The sequence below is a fragment of the Shewanella sp. AC34-MNA-CIBAN-0136 genome (genome assembly GCF_040309945.1).
Lineage (GTDB): Bacteria > Pseudomonadota > Gammaproteobacteria > Enterobacterales > Shewanellaceae > Shewanella.
The window spans coordinates 384171-405068 of the sequence record NZ_JBEOPJ010000001.1 but is presented as its reverse complement, the minus strand read 5'-3'; the positions used below and the strand labels follow the sequence as shown (position 1 = coordinate 405068).

Here is a 20898-nt window from a genome sequence, read left to right as displayed (position 1 = left end):
CGCGTGTAGCTCAGCTGGATAGAGTACCTGGCTACGAACCAGGCGGTCGGAGGTTCGACTCCTCCCACGCGCACCATAATAAAAAGGCCCTGCATCAATGCAGGGCTTTTTTTTTGCTTAATTTTCAGTGTTTTTCTCATCTTACTGCAACCGCTTTATCTCATAAAATTTGATTTTCACATCTTTATTCACTTATTACTCATGTCATGTTTAATCATCTATTTCATCAATTTGTTAAACCAATAAAGTGTGAGTGATTTTTATCATTGAATTATGAATTTGTTAATTTTAAAGTGAATATAGTGATTTTATTGATGATTCATCAGGTTATTATCATTTTTTTTATATTTTATTGATTTTTTTTAATTGGCTCTCTCTATTTTGGTAAGACCAATTTACAAAAAGATAGCATTGTTGGTGTAAATTGTTTATATTTTGTGACAGGATTTTAGGTTTATAAACTCAGTTTGCGGTTTTTACCATGAAATACACCTTCATTGAATAAGCGTTGAGTTTGAATATTTATGCTTCTTGAGTAGTCAAGTTATGTCTGTAGTCGTTAAGGATGTTGTTGTCTTGGTGCACGTTTTGTGACATTGCACCGTGATAGCACATTGAGGGACGGTACAGAATAGTCAACGTATTGGTTTGATGTTTAACAGATAAAGTGAGGACACATGACATCGATATCTGAGCAGTTATCCGATGCGCTAGGCATTATGGTAATGGGCATGGGCTTAGTATTTATTTTTTTGAGTATCTTAATCATCGGTATTGGCATTGTTGCCAAGCTTTTTCCGGCCCCAGTAGAGGTTCCTACGCTAGCAACGGTAAGTGCTAATGTGCCTAAACATACCGTCTTAGACCCTAAGTTGGTTGCCGCTATTACCTCTGCGATACATCAATACCGCGCGAAATAAATTTGGAGTCATTATGAGCAAGCCATTAGCATTAACCGATGTCGTCCTGCGTGACGCACACCAATCATTATTGGCAACACGTTTACGTATTGACGATATGTTACCTATAGCACCGTTATTAGATAAAGTAGGCTTCTGGTCACTTGAGTCTTGGGGCGGCGCAACTTTTGATTCATGCATTCGTTATTTAGGCGAAGATCCATGGGATCGTATTCGCGAATTGAAAAAATCCATGCCTAATACCCCGCAACAAATGTTGCTTCGAGGCCAAAATTTATTAGGTTATCGACATTATGCTGATGATGTCGTTACGCGTTTTGTAGAACGAGCTCATACCAATGGCGTTGATGTATTTCGTATCTTCGACGCAATGAATGATGTCCGTAATCTTGAAACCGCGGTTAAAGCGGTTAAAAACGTGGGCGGCCATGCCCAAGGCACCATTTCATTTACCACTAGCCCTGTTCACAACATTGATACTTGGGTTGATATGGCTAAACGCCTAGAAGACATGGGCGCAGATTCTTTATGTATTAAAGATATGGCAGGTTTACTTAAGCCAATGCAAGCTTATGACCTCATTAGCCGCTTAAAATCACAAACGGACTTAATGGTGTCGATGCATTGTCATGCTACAACGGGCCTAAGCAGCGCTACATATCAAAAAGCGATTGAAGCGGGCGTTGATGTGCTTGATACCGCAATATCTTCAATGAGCCAAACCTACGGCCACAGCGCTACCGAAACGTTAGTGGCAATGGTTGAAGATACCGACAGGGCAACCGGTTACGATATGGTGTTGCTAGAAGAGATAGCAGCCTATTTTCGTGAAGTGCGTAAAAAATACGTCCGTTTTGAAGGTGCACTAAAAGGCATTGATTCACGTATTTTACGTGCTCAAGTACCTGGCGGCATGCTAACCAATATGGAAAATCAATTAAAAGAGCAGGGCGCAGCAGACAAAATGGATGCCGTGCTTGAAGAGATCCCGCGGGTACGTGAAGATCTTGGTTTCTTGCCTCTCGTTACCCCAACATCGCAAATTGTTGGCTCACAGTCGGTGATCAATGTGCTGATGGGTGAGCGTTACAAGTCGATGACCAAAGAGACCGAAGGTGTACTAAAAGGCGAATATGGTGCGACACCAGCGCCAGTTAATGCAGAACTACAAGCCAGAGTGCTAAAAGGCGAACAGCCAATTACGTGTCGCCCAGCCGATTTAATTGCACCAGAATTGGATAAGTTACGTGTCGAGCTTGCCGAAGCCGCCAAAGAGCAGGGCTTTAGTTTAGCTGCAGAATCAGATGACGATGTAATGACTTATGCGTTGTTCAATCAAATTGGTCTTAAGTTTCTTAAAAATCGCGGCAATCCGGATGCGTTTGAACCTGTCCCAAGTGCAGATGATTTACAAGTGAAAGCCGATAAAGGCCCACAAACCTATACCGTCGATGTCGATGGTCAACATTTTGTGGTCGAAGTGAGTGAAGGTGGTGAGATTGGTCACATCGCGCCAGCATCAGCTGCACCTATTACGGCAGCGTCTGCAACGGTCGCCTCAGCGCCTACGGGTGAGATTAAGTGCACCATGGCCGCGCCGTTATCGGGAAATATTTTCAAAGTGTTAGTCAGTAATGGTCAAGCGGTTAAAACCGGTGAAGTGATCATTATCCTGGAGGCGATGAAAATGGAAACCGAAATTCGTGCTCAACAAGATGGTGTTGTAACTCAGTTAGCGGTTAAGCAGGGTGACAGTGTAACTGTAGGTTCAACATTGTTGTCATTAGCATAAGAGGTCGAAATGGAAGGATTATTGGCTTTTTGGGCTGAAACGGGTGTCGCTAACTTTACTGGTGGCCAACTGCTAATGATGGCTGTTGGTTGTTTATTGTTATTTCTAGCGATAATTAAAGGATTTGAACCGTTATTGTTATTACCTATCGGATTTGGCGCCATATTAGCCAACATTCCTAATGCAGGTTTTACCGATGAAGGTGGCTTACTGTATTACGCTTACCATGTCGGGATTGAGACTGGGGTATTCCCATTGCTCATCTTCATGGGGGTGGGTGCATTAACTGATTTTGGTGCGCTAATTGCTAACCCTAAAACACTATTGTTAGGGGCAGCGGCGCAATTTGGGATTTTTGCCACTTTACTTGGTGCTATTGCCTTAAATTGGGTGCCAGGATTTGAGTTTAGTATGCAAGATGCTGCAGCTATTGCCATTATTGGTGGAGCAGATGGTCCAACGGCAATTTTCTTAGCGTCTAAACTAGCGCCTGAATTGTTAGGTGCTATTGCTGTTGCTGCATACTCATACATGGCGTTAGTGCCATTAATTCAGCCGCCGATCATGAAACTGCTAACCACTAAAGCCGAACGTGAAATTAAAATGGAACAATTGCGTGAAGTCAGTAAGAAAGAGAAGATTATCTTTCCACTGATGGTGCTAGGGTTAACCATTTTATTTTTACCTGCAGCAACCCCATTAATTGGCATGTTCTGTTTGGGCAATTTAATGCGCGAATCGGGCGTAGTGGATCGTTTATCGAAAACGGCGCAAAACGAGTTAATCAACATAGTGACTATCTTTTTAGGTCTTGCTGTTGGGTCTAAGCTATCAGCAGATCAATTTCTGCGTATCGAAACGCTAGGTATTTTAATCCTTGGCGCGGTTGCGTTTAGTATTGGTACTGCTTCTGGGGTATTGATGGCTAAATTAATGAGTAAGCTCTCTGGCGGAAAAATTAACCCACTTATCGGTGCAGCAGGCGTTTCTGCTGTGCCAATGGCTGCACGAGTAGTGAATAAGGTAGGTTTAGAGGCTAACAACCAAAACTTCTTACTCATGCATGCTATGGGACCTAACGTAGCAGGTGTGCTAGGCAGTGCTGTTGCTGCAGGTGTTTTGCTGGCAGTACTAGGCTAAAACTTACCAGATGATTCAAAAGCCAATGCCTTTGCGTTGGCTTTTTTGTTTTTATCTACTGGTACAAAATTACTTATACCTCTTTTGATGCATATTGGTGCACTTAAACTGTTTTATTGCACTGTAGTAGCATTACGTTATTTAATTGTTAAAATTAAAGTTATTCAAAATCAACCTGTTAATGTTTTGGCATGAAAAATGGATAGCAAAGGTTGTATATTTGATGAGCCATATCCAGTCTTTTTAGACAGTACAGGTTATCAATTTTACAACTAACTGACTGATAAATAATATTTAATAAATTCAATTTTAGCAAAGGCGCTATCGAGATATTCCTAAATGGATATCCGAAGCGCCTTTTTTTATTGTCAATTTTCATCACGGGGAAATAATATGAACTGGAAAATATCGTTAACTCAGCAGATTAAGTCTTTATTGCTGGGGGTCAGTATTGGGGCAAGTTTGTGTATCAACACTGTAAGTGCCGAAGTGGGCTTTCCTGAAAAAGAAGAGCTCAGGTTTGGTTTTATCAAATTAACTGATATGGCACCTATTGCGGTTGCTTATGAAAAAGGTTATTTCGAAGAAGAAGGTTTATACGTCACGATTGAAGCGCAGGCAAATTGGAAAGTGTTACTCGATGGTGTGATTGATGGTCGATTAGATGGGGCCCACATGTTAGCGGGTCAACCAATTGCTGCAACAATTGGTTACGGTACTAAAGCGCACATTATTACCCCATTTTCGATGGATTTAAATGGTAACGCAATTACGGTATCAAACGACGTTTGGGCCAAAATGAAGCCGCACATTGCTAAACAGGCAGACGGTTTTCCCGTTCATCCCATTAAAGCTGATGCACTAAAGCCCGTAGTAGAAGAATTTAAAGCGGCTGGTAAGCCATTTAATATGGGTATGGTGTTTCCGGTTTCTACACATAACTATGAATTGCGTTACTGGTTAGCCGCTGGTGGGATTCATCCTGGGTTTTACGCACCTCATAAAGGAGATACATCAGGGCAGATTGATGCACAAGCTTTGCTGTCGGTAACTCCGCCCCCACAAATGCCCTCGACACTGGAAGCGGGCACAATTAATGGCTATTGCGTTGGTGAGCCCTGGAATCAGCAAGCTGTGTTTAAAGGCATTGGTGTACCTGTGGTGACCGATTATGAAATTTGGAAAGATAATCCGGAAAAAGTGTTTGGTATTACAGCCGAGTTTGCCGAAAAATATCCAAATACCACTATACGCCTTACTCGTGCGTTGATCCGCGCCGCTAAATGGTTAGACGACAATAACAATGCTAACCGCCCAGAAGCGGTAAAAATACTGTCTCAATCTAATTATGTTGGTGCTGACTATGAGGTGATTGCTAATAGTATGACGGGTACGTTCGAATATGAAAAAGGCGATAAGCGCGCGGTTCCAGACTTCAATGTATTTTTTAGGCATCACGCAACTTATCCATATTACTCAGATGCGATTTGGTATTTAACTCAAATGCGCCGTTGGGGCCAAATTGAACAAGATAAATCTGACGATTGGTATAAAGACATCGCCGCAAAAGTCTATCGTCCAGATATTTATGCTAAAGCCGCGCAATCACTCATCGACGATAAGCTCATCCCCGCAGCTGACTTTCCAGATTTCAGTAAAGAAACCGGTTTCAAAGCACCGCAAACTCACTTTATTGATAACTTAGTTTATGACGGCAGCAAGCCTAATGCTTACATTAATTCATTTGTAATTGGATTAAAGCAAGGCGACAAGCTGTAACAAACCGTTAAGGAGTCTTGGATGAACAGTCTTTATTCTATTGCACAAAATCGCTTAATTGAGCGAGGCAACATGGCAGTTGTTATGCTGAAAATAGCCGAGTTAAGTAGGGCGATACTATTACCGTTTATCGGCATTGCGATATTTTTAGCTCTGTGGGCGGTGACAGCTAATAGTATTGAAACCTCTCTAGGTAAGTTTCCGGGACCGGTTGCTGTCGTGTCGCAATTTGACAATTTGTATCAGGAGCATATAACTGAGCGCGAAAAGGCCGAGGCTTTTTATCAACGTCAAGAAACACGAAATGAGGCGCGTGTTGCTAACGATCCAAGTTATGTCGCCAAAGTACGTGCTTACACAGGTAAAGAAACTTTTTGGGATCAAATTGTCACTAGTCTAATTACCGTCATGAGTGGTTTTATTTTAGCGGCCATTATTGCTATTCCATTGGGGATTTGGATGGGGTTAAGCCGCAGTTTGCAGGCAGCAATTAACCCCATTATTCAAATTTTTAAACCCGTATCGCCACTCGCTTGGTTGCCTTTAGTTACCATGGTGGTCAGTGCGCTGTATGTCTCGCCGGATCCGCTAGTGTCTAAATCATTTATTAACTCCATGCTCACGGTCACCTTGTGCAGTGTTTGGCCAATGATTATCAACACTACAATCGGCGTGACGAGTATCGACAGCGACCTCATCAATGTCAGCAAAGTATTGCGGTTATCGGCAATAACCCATGTGCAAAAAATCGTCTTACCAGCATCTATCCCAATGATTTTTACCGGTATGCGCTTATCCCTAGGGGTCGCGTGGATGGTATTGATTGCCGCGGAAATGCTGGCGCAAAATCCGGGGCTTGGAAAGTTTGTTTGGGATGAATTTCAAAATGGTAGTTCTGATTCATTAGCGCGAATTATGGCCGCGGTGGTTGTGATTGGCTTTATTGGCTTTTTATTAGACCGAGGCATTCTGGCCTTACAGCATTGGGTATCTTGGGATCAATGAGGGTAACAACATGAGCACATTTTTAGAGATTAGCGGCGTTGATATGGTTTTTCCCACGCCTACAGGATCTTTTACAGCGCTTAAAGACGTGAATTTGAAGATAAATAAAGGCGAGTTTATCTCTTTGATTGGTCACTCTGGTTGTGGCAAATCGACCGTACTGAATATTGTTGCAGGTTTATACCAAGCCAGCTCTGGTGGGGTCATTTTAAAAAGTACTGAAGTTAAAGCGCCAGGACCTGAACGGGCGGTGGTATTTCAAAATCATTCGTTACTCCCTTGGTTAAGTGCCTATCAAAACGTTGAGCTTGCTGTAAAACAAGTGTTTGCTGGCAAGATGAGCAAAACAGAAATGAAACAGTGGATTGAACATAACCTGCAATTAGTGCAGATGGATCATGCTATGCATAAACGTCCAGGAGAGATTTCTGGTGGAATGAAACAACGAGTCGGTATTGCAAGGGCGCTTGCTATGCAACCGGAAGTGTTGCTGATGGATGAGCCATTTGGAGCATTAGATGCGTTAACACGAGCACACATGCAGGACTCGTTAATGGAGATCCAAAGTCAGTTAAATAATACCGTGATTATGATTACCCACGATGTAGACGAAGCGGTGTTGTTGTCTGACAAAATTGTCATGATGACCAATGGTCCAGAAGCCACAGTGGGTGAAATTTTAACAGTCGACCTTCAAAGGCCAAGAAACCGCCTAGCGTTAGCTCAAGATACTGAGTACAACCGACTGCGTTCTGAGGTACTTAAATTCCTGTATGAAAAACAACGCAAGATAGAATCACTGTCAGCAACAAAACAAGTATTTAAAATGCAAGATAAATCACAGACACCAATTAATGAAGCCGTTAAAGTAAGCAACAGTTAGTTTGCTAGTCGCACTGTTACGCTTTACAGCGTGTTGATAACTTAACTTAAAATAACTATTTGGGATGTAAGATGAATAAAAAACTGCTTGCGAGTCAAGTTGCGGATAAGGCTTGCCTAAATTCTGCCTTTACAAAAAAATGTGCCTTATCAGTACTTAGTTGTTCACTATTACTGGCTATGGGAAATGCTTCTGCAGCGGATGTTAAAGTCACATCAATCGCTGATGCAGTGACTCAGGGAACAGCAAATGTAGATTTGAATTTGCGTTATGAATCTGTCGATCAAGACAATGCGTTAAAAGATGCTGATGCATTGACACTTCGGACTCGTTTAACCTTTGCTACCGCTGAATATTACGGCTTAACAGCTTTAGTTGAGTTTGAGGATTCACGCAGCTTAGCAGGGGTTAATGATTATAATGACGCGATTGGCAACAATGCTGATTACTCTGTGATTGCAGACCCTGAAACAACTGAATTAGACCAGGCTTTCTTACAATACAAGCGTAATGGTTTTACTGCTAAAGCTGGGCGTCAAGTTATTGCTATCGATAACCAACGTTTTATCGGCCATGTTGGCTGGCGTCAAGATCGCCAAACATTCGATGCCGTTACTATGCAATATGCAATGAATGACTTTAGCGTTGACTATGGCTATATCTACAAGCGCAACCGTATTTTTGCAGAAATAAAAGACATAGATTCAAAAGATCACATCATCAATGCATCATATAATTTAGGCTTGGGTAAGCTAAGTGCTTACGGTTATCTGCTTGAGGAAGATACCAACCTTGATAACGGCGTTGACACCTATGGAGTGCGCTTTGCTGGTGCTAAAGATATCGACAAAATCAAACTACTTTATACGGTAGAATACGCCACACAAGATGCCGATACCGCAACCACATCTTATTCTGCTGATTATTTATTGGGCGAAGTTGGCGTAGGTTTTAGCGGGCTGACCGTCAAGTTAGGATACGAGCTACTTGGGTCTGATAATGGTGAATATGGTTTTGCAACACCGCTTGCCACTTTACACGCATTTAATGGTTGGTCTGATCAATTTTTAGGGACGCCAGCCCAAGGGCTAGCCGATACCTATGTGTCTATTGGTGGTAGTATTGTTGGTGGTAATTGGGCGTTGGTTTACCATGATTTTGAAGCTGACGAATCTAGCGCTACGGTAAACGATTTAGGCGACGAAATTGACGCCGTATTCAGTTTACCAATTGATAAAAATTATACCGTAGGTGTTAAATACGCCGCTTATTCAGCAGGCGATGCTGGAGCCGGTAAAGTTGATACTGATAAAGTGTGGCTTTGGGCAAACGCGAAGTTCTAATTTGGCAAGCTAGTGAAAAAAGCGAGTATCAATTGATACTCGCTTTAATCTTTTTTTACATTGCGTTTTTGTGTCCAGTTTTGAAATCTATTTACCCTCCTAAGCTCAACCAAGTCAGTTAACTATTCCTGCTACTATCTTATGTAGAGCCTAAAATTGCTGCTAATCCGTGGTCTCTAACGGTGCTAAATTAGACTGGCTTAGATAAAATTCACTGCCTGCATAATCAATTTGTAATCTAAAGATTTGTAGTCATCCAGTATACTCGTCATCATCATTAACTTGTGTTCCTTTTGGGTTGTTATCGTATAATATCTGTTTAACTATCTTGTTAATTAGGCTAAGGAAAGCACAGCACATGAAAAAATGGTTCGCGTTACTCGTTATAATTTTTTCGTCATATCAATGGTTCGTTTTACCGCAATATAGTGTGGCTGAATCATTCACCGATACATCAACCACCGCACTCAAATCTAACTCCACAGTGCAATATTCTGTAGCCCAAAATAACAATGCACTCATCCAGCAAGCATTTGAGCACCGGCAGGAAAATGTTCAGGTACAAGGTCTGGGAACCGTGGTTAAACTGCTACCAGATGACAATAAAGGTGCTAGACATCAAAGATTAATTGTTAAGATATCTTCTTCGATCACCGTATTAATTGCACATAATATTGATTTGGCGCCACGGATTGATGCGATATCGGTCGGTGATGAGATACAATTTTACGGTGTGTATGAATGGAATAACAAAGGCGGCGTAGTGCATTGGACTCATGACGATCCTAATGACCGCCACCTTAATGGTTGGTTGATGCATCAGGGTAAAACGTACCAATAGTAGATCGCAACCTACTAGTGAATGCCCTAATCACAAGATAATGGCTTAGGTTGTTTTTGTGATACCGATATCTGTTTATGTGACGTGAGGACGACCTTACCTCTCTATTTCATCCGGGGACGGCCCCGTAACACAGAGGTGTGTATGTCTTGGTTTATTTTGGTGGTAGCGGGATTATTTGAAATTGTATGGGCGATAGGACTTAAATATAGCGAAGGTTTTACTCGTTTATGGCCAAGCGTCGGTACTATTGTCGCCATGTTGATTAGTGTTGGGCTACTGGGCATTGCGATGAAATCGTTGCCCGTTGGAACGGCTTATGCTATTTGGGTTGGAGTGGGAATGGTAGGGACTGCAATACTAGGAATGGTATTGTTTAATGAGTCAGTCACATTGATTCGATTAGTGAGTCTACTGTTAATTGTTATTGGCATTATCGGATTGAAACTGTCGGGTTCAACGTAGATCGTTTCTGATGTAGACGACTGTTGACCTAGATTTTTGGATGTGGAGCACTTTTCCAATTTAAGTCATTCCAGCGTTAGCTCAATAGCCTTCACTCATTTATGGGCGTTTATCTTTTTTGACGATTGACACTAAAAAGCCAGCACTAAAAAGTGCTGGCTTGTTTAAAAATGATCAAGGTATTTTAGGTCAAACCATACAATGAAAATATTGTTAAGCGGCTTGCTCAACCGGTTTTTCATCTGAGTAAAATTGCTCTACGTCCAATTGGCCTTCCGATTTTCCAATCACAACCGCAGTCATCATATCGCCAGTCACGTTAGTTGCCGTGCGGATCATATCAATAATACGGTCAATGGCTGCGATAAAGGCAATACCTTCCAGTGGTAAGCCTATCACGCCCAAAGTCACGGTTAACATCACCATCGCACTACCAGGAACTCCTGCTGTGCCGACAGACGCTACCGTTGCCGTTACCGCAATCAACATGTAGTCCGTCATATCGAGCGGAATACCATAAATTTGCGCAATAAAAATGGCCGCAATAGCAGGATAAATACCACCACAACCGTCCATGTTCATGGTTGCGCCGAGTGGAAGTACAAAAGCACTGTAACGTTTGGACACGCCCATCGCTTCGGTACTGCGTGTGCTGGCAGGTAAAGTACCAAAGCTTGATGCGGTACTAAAGGCCACAATCTGGGCTGGCATGGCTTTACGGAAAAATTGCAGTGGGCTTAAACCCGCAGCAAATTTAACTAAACCACCATACACAAAGATAATATGAATTAACGCGGCAATATAAATCGCAATAATAAACTTACCTAATGGTAATAATGTACTTAAGCCGTACTCGCCCACAACCCAAGCCATTAAACCAAATACACCAATTGGTGTTAATTTTAATACCATACGCGTTAATTGAAACATCACTTCAGCACCGGCTTCAATGACATTTTTTAACGGCGTTGCTTTCTCACCTACAGCATTAATGGCAATGCCAATTAACGCGGCAAAGACAATGATTTGAAGCACATTACCGTCGGCTAGCGAGGCAAATGGATTCACTGGGATCATATTGAGCAAAACTTGAGCAAAGCCTGGGATATCACGTTCGCGGATTTCCGATGTGGCTAAGGCTAGGTTACCGCCCATGTCGATAAGGCTGCCGACAGTTAAACCAATAAATGAAGCAACGGTGCCGGTAAACATAAACATGGCTAAGGTTTTAAAGCTTAAACGCTTTAAATTACCTTGCGAGCCCAGAGAGGTAATGCTCACCACAATGGCACAAAATACCAAAGGAGCAACCAGCATTTTAATGGCACTGATAAACAGATCGCCAAGAGGCTTTAACATCACGGCTGACTCGCCTAATCCGACACCAGTGAGTGTTCCTAAAACAAAACCTGCAATGACTTTCTGCCAAAAAGGGATGCGTTTGAGCGTTTGCAATATCATGAAAGTTCCAAATTATGTCATTGTGACGTCGCTAAATATGATTAGGCAACATCGTTGTACGTGACCCATTAGTTCACTAATGAGTGATTAATTACTAAAAGCTAAACCCTACAATGGCGATGTGACGCTGTATTACTGTCTAGTTTTTTAGGACTATGCGAAGTATTTACGCTAAATAATGTCCTAATAAACCCGTTGAGGTTAATAAACATTAATCGCATTGTATGAAGTGAGCGAATGACAAACAACGTTATTTTATTATAACTTATATGAATAACTAAATTTGTTATTATAACTTTAAGTTTTTTCACTATTCATTAACGTATTCGCGCTGTTGTTGCTCAATTTTTGTATATTGAGTGGGGTAACCTTGCATGTTTACGTCACAATGAACGGTATCGTGATTGTGTATCTGTATAGTGTTTAAAGCACTCTTGAGATACTGGTGAGTTAATTTAAGATTTATCGCGTTCAATATCTTCATATTGTACTGTGCAGATATTCATTGTGAAGGTACGATAAAAATAAAATGAATAGTCATTGGAATGAATATGCTAGTGCACAATAAGATTTATCGATGACGAGTTTATGGTTAATGTTCAGCGGCGCCTTTTTCGCTGCAACGCTTTTGCCTGGCGGCTCAGAAGTGTTACTGGTGGCATTACTTAATCAAACGCCATCTTTATGGTTCGAATTATTAATACTGGCCACTATTGGTAACACGCTTGGTGCGATAACCAGTTATGGTCTTGGTCGAGCAGGGCGGTTAGCTAAAAATCCACAAGATATTCAACGTCGTCAATACCGCTATGCACTCGCATGGATAGAAAAATATGGTATGTGGGCCCTATTATTATCTTGGTTACCGATAATCGGTGATTTGCTATGTTTACTGGCTGGATGGTTAAAAATACCTATCTTGCCCGCCTCATTATTTATGTTTATGGGTAAATTATTACGTTATAGCGTCATTGTATTGCTGATGACGTATACGTTTGAGTATTGATACCGCGTTACTTCTGCAACGATGGTTTTTTTGTTTTAAGGAAGGAGTCGATTTTGAAATTAAATTTGAATAAATGGATATTAGCAGCGGCCATCAGTGCAGCGTTAAGTGGCTGCGCATATGATGGGTACCAGTCGTCGAGTTTGCCCCAAGGCGTTACCTTAATTGAAAACGCCACGCCGATAGAAAATCAAGTTAGCATTCCTTATAAAAAATATCAGTTAGCCAATGGCTTAACCGTGATTTTACATCAAGACAAGTCAGACCCATTAGCTCATGTCGATGTGACCTATCATGTTGGTTCAGCCCGTGAATTAGCCGGACGCAGTGGCTTTGCGCATTTATTTGAACACATGATGTTCCAAGGGTCACAACACGTTGGTGATGAACAGCATTTTAAAGTGGTTACTGAAGCGGGCGGAACATTAAACGGCACTACCAATACCGACAGAACCAATTATTTTGAAACTGTGCCAAGTAATCAACTAGAGAAAATGCTCTGGTTAGAGTCTGACCGTATGGGCTTTTTACTGCCCGCCCTCACGAGTGAAAAATTCGAAGTGCAACGTGAAACCGTCAAAAATGAACGTGCACAACGGATTGATAATCGTCCTTATGGCCGTTTAAATGAACGTTTTAACCAAGCATTTTATCCAGCGGGTCATCCATATTCTTGGCCTGTTATTGGTTGGCCAGATGATTTAAACCGCGCCACAGTTGATGATGTGAAACATTTCTTTCAACGTTGGTATGGGCCTAATAATGCGACCTTAACCATTGGTGGCGACTTTGATGAGATGCAAACGCTGGCATGGGTAAATAAATACTTTGGTGAAATTCCAGCCGGGCCTACGGTTAAGCCTGAAGCTAAAACCATGGTGACATTGGATAAAACCCGTTATATATCGATGGAAGACAAAGTACATTTACCGCTAATTTACATGGGATTCCCCACTGTTTACGCGCAACATAAAGACGAAGCTGCACTCGATTTGCTCGCTAATATTCTCGGTGGCGGTAAAACGTCACTTATCTATAAAAATTTGGTCAAAGATGGTTATGCGGTCCAAGCTGCGGTAAGTCATCCATGCCAAGAGCTTACTTGTCAGTTATCTCTTTACGCTGTCGCGAACCCGAGTAAAGGTGGCAGTCTTGCTGATCTTGAAACTAAAATAAATCAAACTATCAGTGAGTTTGAACAACGTGGCGTAACCGACGATGACTTGCAAAAAGTCAAAGTACAGTTCGAAGCCAACACTATTTTTGGCATGCAAAGTGTCGCCGGTAAAGTCTCTACACTTGCCGCTAATCAAACCTTTTTTGGTAAGCCAGACATGGTGGCTGCGGATTTAGCCCGTTATGCTAATGTCACCAAAGCCGATGTAATGCGGGTATTTAATACCTACATTAAAAATAAGCCAATGGTGGTGATGAGTATTGTGCCAGAAGGACAAACACAATTAATCGCCCACGCGGATAATTTTGAACCGACTACTTTGCCTATCGCGCAAGAAGCGGTAACCGGATTATCTGATATCACTTTCGCTAAATCTTCATTTGATCGCAATAAAATACCGGCATCAGCCGCGGCGCCGATACTGACAGTGCCGCAATTATGGGACAGCAAGCTGGTAAATGGCATTAAAGTGATGGGCACTGAAAGTGACGAAACACCAACGGTTGAATTGCTTATTTATTTGGATGGCGGCCATCGTTTAACGCCCAATAATAAGGCGGGTCTTGCTGAGTTAACCGCATCTATGCTTAATGAGTCGAGTGCGCAACGCAGCAGCGAAGATTTAGCTGGGGCGCTTGATATGCTGGGCTCGTCGATTAGTTTTGGCGCCAGCGATTCACAAAGCTACCTTAAAGTGTCGAGTTTAACGGCAAACCTAGATGCCACGCTTGCCATCGTTAAAGAGCGTTTATTCAGTCCCGGTTTTGTTGCTGCAGACTTTGAACGAGTCAAACAACAGCAGTTGCAAGGTTTGCAACATCAAATGTCCGATGCTAACTATCTAGCCCGTAGTGGTTTTGCTGCCTTGTTATATGGCAACAATAGTCCATTAGGGATCAGCAGTAATGGTACGATTAAATCAATATCGGCATTAACGCTAGATGACGTAAAGCAATTTTACCAACAGCAATACCGTGCAGGTAATGCTCAAATGGTTGTGGTATCAGACTTAAATCAACAACAAATAATGCCTAAGTTGTCGATATTTAATGAATGGCAAGGCGAGGCGACTCAGGTTGCAGCACTGCCAGCATTGCCAACACACCTTAAAAACACTATTTATTTGATTGATAAACCTGGTGCGGCACAGTCGGTGATTAATATCGGCCAAGTGTCGTTACCGTATGATGCAACAGGCGATTACTTTAAAGCTTATTTGATGAACTACCCATTAGGAGATGCGTTTAATAGCCGTATTAATCTTAATCTGCGTGAAGATAAAGGTTACACCTATGGTGCGCGTACTCAGTTTGGTGGCGCAGAAGATACCGGTCAGTTTATGGCGTATGCTAGCGTAAGAAGCGATGTAACAGGGTTAGCATTAGCTGAGTTTGTTAACGAAATTAATGCATACCAAGCGTCGGGTATGACCGACGAAGAAAGTGCCTTTATGCGCAGTTCGATTGCGCAAAGCCAGGCATTAGAATATGAAACCCCGTATCAAAAAGCCGGTTTTCTAAGAATGATCCAACGTTATCAGCTCGATAAAAACTTTACGGCTAAGCAAGACAAAATTGTGAAAAACATTTCGACAGATGAGTTAAATAAACTTGCCAGTAAGTTATTAAATATCAATGATATGGTAATGCTGGTGGTGGGTGATAAAACCACCGTTGTACCTCAATTAAAAGCCCTTGGGTATCAGATTGAAATGATGACACTTGCCGACTAGTTGAACACTTGTTACTACAAGGGTTAACACTAGCCTTGAAATAAGCTAGTGTTAACCTCATATACATGAGATGTATACTTAGCTCAGTCTATTATAAATATAGGTTGAGCTAAATTATGTGCTTTAATCGTAATACCATACGGTGTTGGTTATTTTTGCAAATAAAAGATAATGTTTAAGGCTCTATCAACGGTGACAACTTGTGTTGCCGTTTTTTAATTTAACACCCATAAACACGCTAATTATACTGAGTTACATTTTTTTTCGCGTTTTCAGTAATAATCTCGTTTATTATCAGGTCTAGCTGTTTACTCGCAATGCGAATCCATAAAAGAGAGTAGTAAATTGAAGTCTTTCAATGAAAAAGTCGAACACTTAAGCGACACTCAAGGCCGTGAGGCTTTATTGGGCATGTTACGTGGTATTGAACGTGAAGCATTGCGTATTGATGAAAACGGCCATTTAGCACAAGACGGACACCCAGAAGCGCTCGGTTCTGCTCTGACCCATTCGCGCATTACCACTGATTACAGCGAAGCCTTATTAGAATTTATTACGCCAGTCTGTCACAGTATTGATGATTTGCTCGAGGGGTTAACGCAAACCCACGCTTACAGTGTGCGTAACCTTAACGGCCAAAAATTGTGGCCTGTCAGCATGCCATGTTACGTAGGTGAAGTCAGTGATATTCCTGTCGCACGATATGGCAGCTCCAATAACGGTAAAATGAAAACCTTATATCGTAAAGGGTTAACCCATCGTTATGGTGCATTAATGCAGATCATTTCTGGGGTTCATTTTAACTTTTCGGTGTCGCAAGATTTATGGCAACGTTTGTATGATGACAAGATGACCAACGGTGCCGCTTGTTGCAGTAAAAATATCAGCTTTGAAGACTTTATCTCAGAATCTTATTTTGGACTGATCCGTAACTACCGTCGTTTAGTGTGGGTGTTACCGTATTTATTTGGTTCAACGCCAGCATTATGCAGTTCATTTATAAAAGATCAAGACGTCGATTTCGAATTTAAAAAAACCGGTAAAGGGACCTTATACCTTCCTTATGCAACCTCATTGCGCATGAGTGATCTAGGCTATACCAATAAAGAACAAGACACGCTTAATATTAGCTATAACTCATTGCCTGATTATCTTGAAGGCGTTGGCGCGGCAATTAAAATGCCATCGAAAAAGTTTGAAGAAATTGGTATCAATGTGGACGGTGAATACCGCCAACTCAATAGTAATATTTTGCAAATTGAAAATGAATTTTACGCGCCAATCCGTGCAAAACGTGTCACCCAAAAAGGCGAGAAACCTTCACAAGCTTTAGCACGTGCAGGTGTTGAGTATATTGAAGTACGTGCCTTAGACGTTAATCCATTTAGCCCTGTTGGGATAGATGCAACTCAAGTACGTTTCCTAGACCTATTTTTATTGTACTGCTTATTATCGCCATCTGAAGATACCGATGCCGTCGGCGACGCAGAGATTGCCGCTAACTTGAAAGCCGTAGTATTAGAAGGCCGTAAACCTGGGCTTGAATTACAACGTAACGGTAAGACCATTAGCTTAACGCAATGGATGCACGAGTTATTTGGACAATTAAACACAATCGCGAAGCTACTCGACGGTGATGATAGCCATGCTTACCAAACAGCCTTAAGCACTTGGTCTGAAGCTATCGATGATCCAGATAAAACCTTATCAGGGCGAGTGATCAACGAAGTCGTGGTTAAAGGCACCGACCATAGCGTGTGGGTTAAACAACTGGCAAATGATTATCATGAATTTTTAAGCCATTACCCATTAAGTGATGAAGTCGAGCAAAGCTATGAAAACGAGGCTAAAAAATCTTTGCTTGAGCAGCACAGTTTAGAGGCTCAACCACAAGATAATTTTGCGACTTTCCTCGCTCACTATTTTAGTGATCTTGTTCCTGCAGGCACTTTCGAGGCGAAGTAATCATGCAAGCTTATTCATCTTGGCGAGCACTGCTTGTAGCGGTAGCGGCATTAGCTTTACATGGCTGTGCTTCATCGCCAGATGAAATGGTAGAGTGCGGTACTGTGTCGAGTTATTTAGCACCTGATAACAGTGCCAACTTATACCGTGTCGTGGTCACTCACTTAGATGGCGTGGCGGTTATTTCAAGACCCAATTACCTATTATCGCCAGGTGAGCATGCATTTACAGTGGCAGAACTGATTAACTCACCAGAATTAAAAGTGTCATTATCGGCCCGTAAAGTGAAAGTATTGACTGTTAATGTTGAACTCGATCAGCGTTATCATATAGCAGCTCAATTCAATACCGATAAAATCTATATTGGTCAGAATCAGGACTACTGGCAGCCAATCATTTGGCAAACAGAATCTCATCAATGTGAAATGAAACGATAATACCAACTCCATTCATTATGTGCTCAATCAGAGTCACTCAGTCTTTTCAGTTTGAGGCGCATTGTTGAAATAATGGGTGTTCCCTCATAAAACAATGCAACAAAAAATGTAACGATAATTGCATTGGTTTTTAATTGATGTAAAACTGAGCCCAGAATCAATATCTTAGGTACTGGTAGAGGTGTTATGAAGTTTTTTTTAGGTGTCGTTAGCGCAATTGTATTACTGTCATTAGCCGGTTGTGCCACCTCGCCTCCGAAAGAGCCTGATAATCTGTGTGCTATTTTTAAAGAACACCGTTCTTGGTATGAAGCCGCAGTAGATACCCGTGAAAAATGGGGCGTTCCAGTACATGTCCCTTTAGCGATGATGTACCAAGAAAGTTCATTCAAACACAATGCCGCACCACCAATGGAATACTTTTTAGGTTTTATCCCCACCGGACGAGCCAGCGATGCTTATGGCTACGCACAAGCTAAAACCATGACGTGGGACGATTACGTTCGCGAAACCGGTAACAATTGGTCTAGCCGCAGTGATTTTGATGATGCGATGGACTTTATGGGCTGGTTTATTTACAAAACCCATAAAATTAATGGCGTATCAAAGTGGGATGCTAAAAACCAATACTTAAATTATCACGAAGGCTGGGGCGGATATAAGCGTGGTAGTTATAAAGCCAAAAAATGGTTAACGCCTGTAGCCAATAAAGTCGACAAACGTTCAAAACGCTACGCTGCGCAATACACTCAATGTAAAGAAGATTTAGATTCGTCTTGGTTATGGCGAGTATTCTTTGATTAAGCTTAAGTATAAGTCGCTTTGTGCAGCAGCTTACTGACCACTGCGAACACATTTGACGTGGTTAGCGATTTTTAAGCGAAAGCCCTAGCGATTCAATGACAAGAAAGTATTCAATGACAAGAAAGTATTCAATCATAAAAAATCATTCAATTACAAAAAATAAATCACAAAAAATCAATAACAAAAAAGGAGCCTAGGCTCCTTTTTTCGTGTGTCTTTAGGTAACGTCCTAATAAACAGATTTGATGACTTGTTTAATTGATTTTACAAACTAATTTAACCAGCCTGTTTAAGCCAGCTATTGGGCAAACTCTGCCAAAATCCAATCTAATGGTGCTTGATATTGCTGTGGCATCCACGATTTTAGTTGGCTAATACTGCCATCTAACATCGTTTTATTATGCACCGACAGGTTCAAGTGACCCACTTTGCGACCAACACGAACGTCTTTGTTGTACCAAAACAGTTCAGCATTTGGCAGGCTTAACCAACGGTCGTCTTTATCAACACCAATTAGGTTAACCATCACACATTGAAAGTTCACTTGTGGTTGATGCAAAGGTAAATTGCATAAGGCACGTAAGTGCAATTCAAACTGGTTAATGTGGCAACCTGCTTGAGTCCAATGGCCAGAATTATGCACCCGTGGCGCTAACTCATTTACCATTAAGTGTTCACCAACACGGAAACATTCCATTGCCATCACACCCACGTATTCAAGGCCATGCATCACCTTGCTTAGCATGTCTTCAGCTTCTGCTTGTAAAGACGCTAAGCGGCTTAATGGCGCGATAGAGGCCATTAAAATACCGTCTTGATGCAAGTTAAGTGCTAGTGGGTAAAATAAGCAGCGGCCATCTTGGGTGCGCACGCCGACTAACGACACTTCTTCATCAAAGTTAATCGCTTGTTCTGCAATGGCTTCGTTGCGCCAATCGGCTGGGATGGTTGTTGCTTCAGCCTGTTTAAGCCAGTGTTGACCTTTACCGTCATAACCACCGGTGCGACGTTTTAACAATACCCGTTCACCATAAGCCTTATGTAACGCTTCAGTGCTGGTATTGTCATCAACTAATTGCCATGGTGATGTGGCGACCGCTAATTCATCGAGTAGACTTTTTTGGCTAAAACGATCTGCTAAACGGCCAAACACAGGACCATTGATAAAATGTGGGTGTTGGCTGAGTTGTAAACTTAACTGCGACTCAGGCCATTGTTCACGTTCAGCGGTAATGATGTCGTCAGCTTCTAGCGGTAATTGTGCATCTGATGGCGTCATAATATCGACTGGGCGCACATTAATGCCTAACGGCTGACCAGCATGACTGAGCATGGCACCTAATTGACCGTCACCCAATACCCAAAGATTTTTTGGCAACGTCATTAGTCTTCTCTCGGATCGGGATTATCAAGGATCGAGCGAGTTTGCTCATCACGAAATGCTTCTAAACGCTCAGCCAAAGCGGCATCGCTAATCGCCAAAATTTGGCTGGCTAATAAACCTGCGTTAAACGCGCCGGCAGTACCAATAGCCAAGGTGCCAACAGCAATCCCTTTAGGCATTTGTACAATAGACAATAGACTGTCCATACCAGATAGCGCCTTGCTTTGTACTGGGACACCCAACACTGGTAAACGCGTTTTAGAGGCGATCATGCCTGGTAAATGGGCTGCTCCGCCTGCGCCACCAATAATGACTTTATAGCCTTTATCTGCAGCAGAACTTGCAAATTCCATTAGCTTGTCTGGTGTTCTGTGAGCTGAAACAACTTCAACATGATAAGGCACTTGTAACTTATCCATAATTTCAGCGGCGGCTTCCATTGTAGGCCAATCACTTTTCGAACCCATTACAACAGCAACTAGGGCTTGCATGTTAACTCCTTAACGTACTTATTCTATTAGTATATTTAGTTAATTTGCTCACTAGAGTACAGCGGCGGTTAATGTCAATATTAAGGCGATAAAAAAGGTGCTAGATAATAGCATAAGCCATGCTCTGTTGGCTTCATTTCAGTGTTTCTTGAGGCTAACACTCAGTTTCTAAATACGAAAACTACTTAAACACATTTTATATCAATAACCCTTTTGCTCATCGCGCTCGTTATTAGCTGTATGCAAAGTCACTTTGTTGACGTGACCAAAATG

At 41.9% G+C, this 20898-nt stretch carries 17 protein-coding genes; 14 read left to right on the top strand and 3 right to left on the bottom strand.

From position 1 onward, the window contains the following. Positions 1–677 precede the first annotated feature (677 nt). From AAEY94_RS01745 to sugE, 9 genes are all read left to right on the top strand, one after another. On the top strand, positions 678–920 hold the full coding sequence (locus tag AAEY94_RS01745; protein WP_101085616.1) for an OadG family transporter subunit: 243 nt from the start codon (positions 678–680) through the stop codon (positions 918–920). Positions 921–933: 13 nt separating this feature from the next. Continuing rightward, complete coding sequence (gene oadA / locus AAEY94_RS01740) at positions 934–2712, top strand: sodium-extruding oxaloacetate decarboxylase subunit alpha (protein WP_101085614.1); 1779 nt, start codon at positions 934–936, stop codon at positions 2710–2712. Between the two features lie 9 nt (positions 2713–2721). Then, entirely contained in the window at positions 2722–3852 is a 1131-nt protein-coding gene (locus tag AAEY94_RS01735) for a sodium ion-translocating decarboxylase subunit beta (RefSeq protein ID WP_101085612.1), read from the top strand. Between the two features lie 393 nt (positions 3853–4245). Beyond that, positions 4246–5631, top strand: coding sequence for a CmpA/NrtA family ABC transporter substrate-binding protein (locus AAEY94_RS01730; protein WP_101085610.1), 1386 nt, complete (start codon positions 4246–4248; stop codon positions 5629–5631). 72 nt (positions 5632–5703) lie between these two features. Further along, a complete protein-coding gene (locus AAEY94_RS01725) occupies positions 5704–6636 on the top strand; it encodes an ABC transporter permease (RefSeq protein ID WP_197708419.1) in 933 nt (310 codons plus the stop codon). Positions 6637–6646: 10 nt separating this feature from the next. Further along, positions 6647–7519: an ABC transporter ATP-binding protein gene (locus AAEY94_RS01720; RefSeq protein WP_192114462.1), complete on the top strand. Its 873-nt coding sequence runs from the start codon at positions 6647–6649 to the stop codon at positions 7517–7519. Positions 7520–7698: 179 nt separating this feature from the next. After that, positions 7699–8862, top strand: a complete 1164-nt coding sequence (locus AAEY94_RS01715; RefSeq protein WP_162024291.1) for an alginate export family protein — start codon at positions 7699–7701, stop codon at positions 8860–8862. Positions 8863–9220: 358 nt separating this feature from the next. Next, positions 9221–9703 carry a DUF3465 domain-containing protein gene (locus AAEY94_RS01710; RefSeq protein WP_350976788.1) on the top strand — a complete coding sequence of 161 codons (483 nt, stop codon included), beginning with the start codon at positions 9221–9223 and terminating at the stop codon, positions 9701–9703. Positions 9704–9847: 144 nt separating this feature from the next. After that, complete coding sequence (gene sugE, locus AAEY94_RS01705; protein ID WP_101085602.1) at positions 9848–10168, top strand: quaternary ammonium compound efflux SMR transporter SugE; 321 nt, start codon at positions 9848–9850, stop codon at positions 10166–10168. Positions 10169–10381: 213 nt separating this feature from the next. Here sugE and AAEY94_RS01700 read toward each other — a convergent pair whose 3' ends face one another. Further along, entirely contained in the window at positions 10382–11629 is a 1248-nt protein-coding gene (locus AAEY94_RS01700; protein WP_101085600.1) for a dicarboxylate/amino acid:cation symporter, read from the bottom strand. Positions 11630–12206: 577 nt separating this feature from the next. Between AAEY94_RS01700 and AAEY94_RS01695 the strand changes: the two genes are divergently transcribed. From AAEY94_RS01695 to AAEY94_RS01675, 5 genes are all read left to right on the top strand, one after another. Then, positions 12207–12635, top strand: a complete 429-nt coding sequence (locus AAEY94_RS01695; protein ID WP_101085598.1) for a YqaA family protein — start codon at positions 12207–12209, stop codon at positions 12633–12635. Between the two features lie 65 nt (positions 12636–12700). Next, positions 12701–15544 carry a M16 family metallopeptidase gene (locus AAEY94_RS01690; RefSeq protein WP_350976816.1) on the top strand — a complete coding sequence of 948 codons (2844 nt, stop codon included), beginning with the start codon at positions 12701–12703 and terminating at the stop codon, positions 15542–15544. Between the two features lie 327 nt (positions 15545–15871). Continuing rightward, positions 15872–17509, top strand: a complete 1638-nt coding sequence (gshA, locus tag AAEY94_RS01685) for a glutamate--cysteine ligase (RefSeq protein ID WP_409085809.1) — start codon at positions 15872–15874, stop codon at positions 17507–17509. A 2-nt stretch (positions 17510–17511) separates the two neighbouring features. Beyond that, the gene (locus AAEY94_RS01680; protein ID WP_162022563.1) at positions 17512–17946 is read left to right on the top strand and encodes a hypothetical protein; all 435 of its coding nucleotides are present in this window, start codon (positions 17512–17514) and stop codon (positions 17944–17946) included. A gap of 186 nt (positions 17947–18132) precedes the next feature. Beyond that, positions 18133–18750 (top strand): transglycosylase SLT domain-containing protein, encoded by a 618-nt coding sequence (locus tag AAEY94_RS01675; protein WP_350976781.1) that lies wholly within the window; start codon positions 18133–18135, stop codon positions 18748–18750. A 298-nt stretch (positions 18751–19048) separates the two neighbouring features. Here the strand turns inward: AAEY94_RS01675 and purK are convergent, their stop codons facing one another. Together purK and purE are read right to left on the bottom strand one after the other, a co-directional pair. Further along, entirely contained in the window at positions 19049–20134 is a 1086-nt protein-coding gene (purK, locus tag AAEY94_RS01670; protein WP_350976778.1) for a 5-(carboxyamino)imidazole ribonucleotide synthase, read from the bottom strand. Beyond that, on the bottom strand, positions 20134–20625 hold the full coding sequence (gene purE, locus AAEY94_RS01665; protein WP_101085588.1) for a 5-(carboxyamino)imidazole ribonucleotide mutase: 492 nt from the start codon (positions 20623–20625) through the stop codon (positions 20134–20136). Before purE ends, purK begins: the two co-directional genes overlap by 1 nt. Positions 20626–20898: the final 273 nt, after the last annotated feature.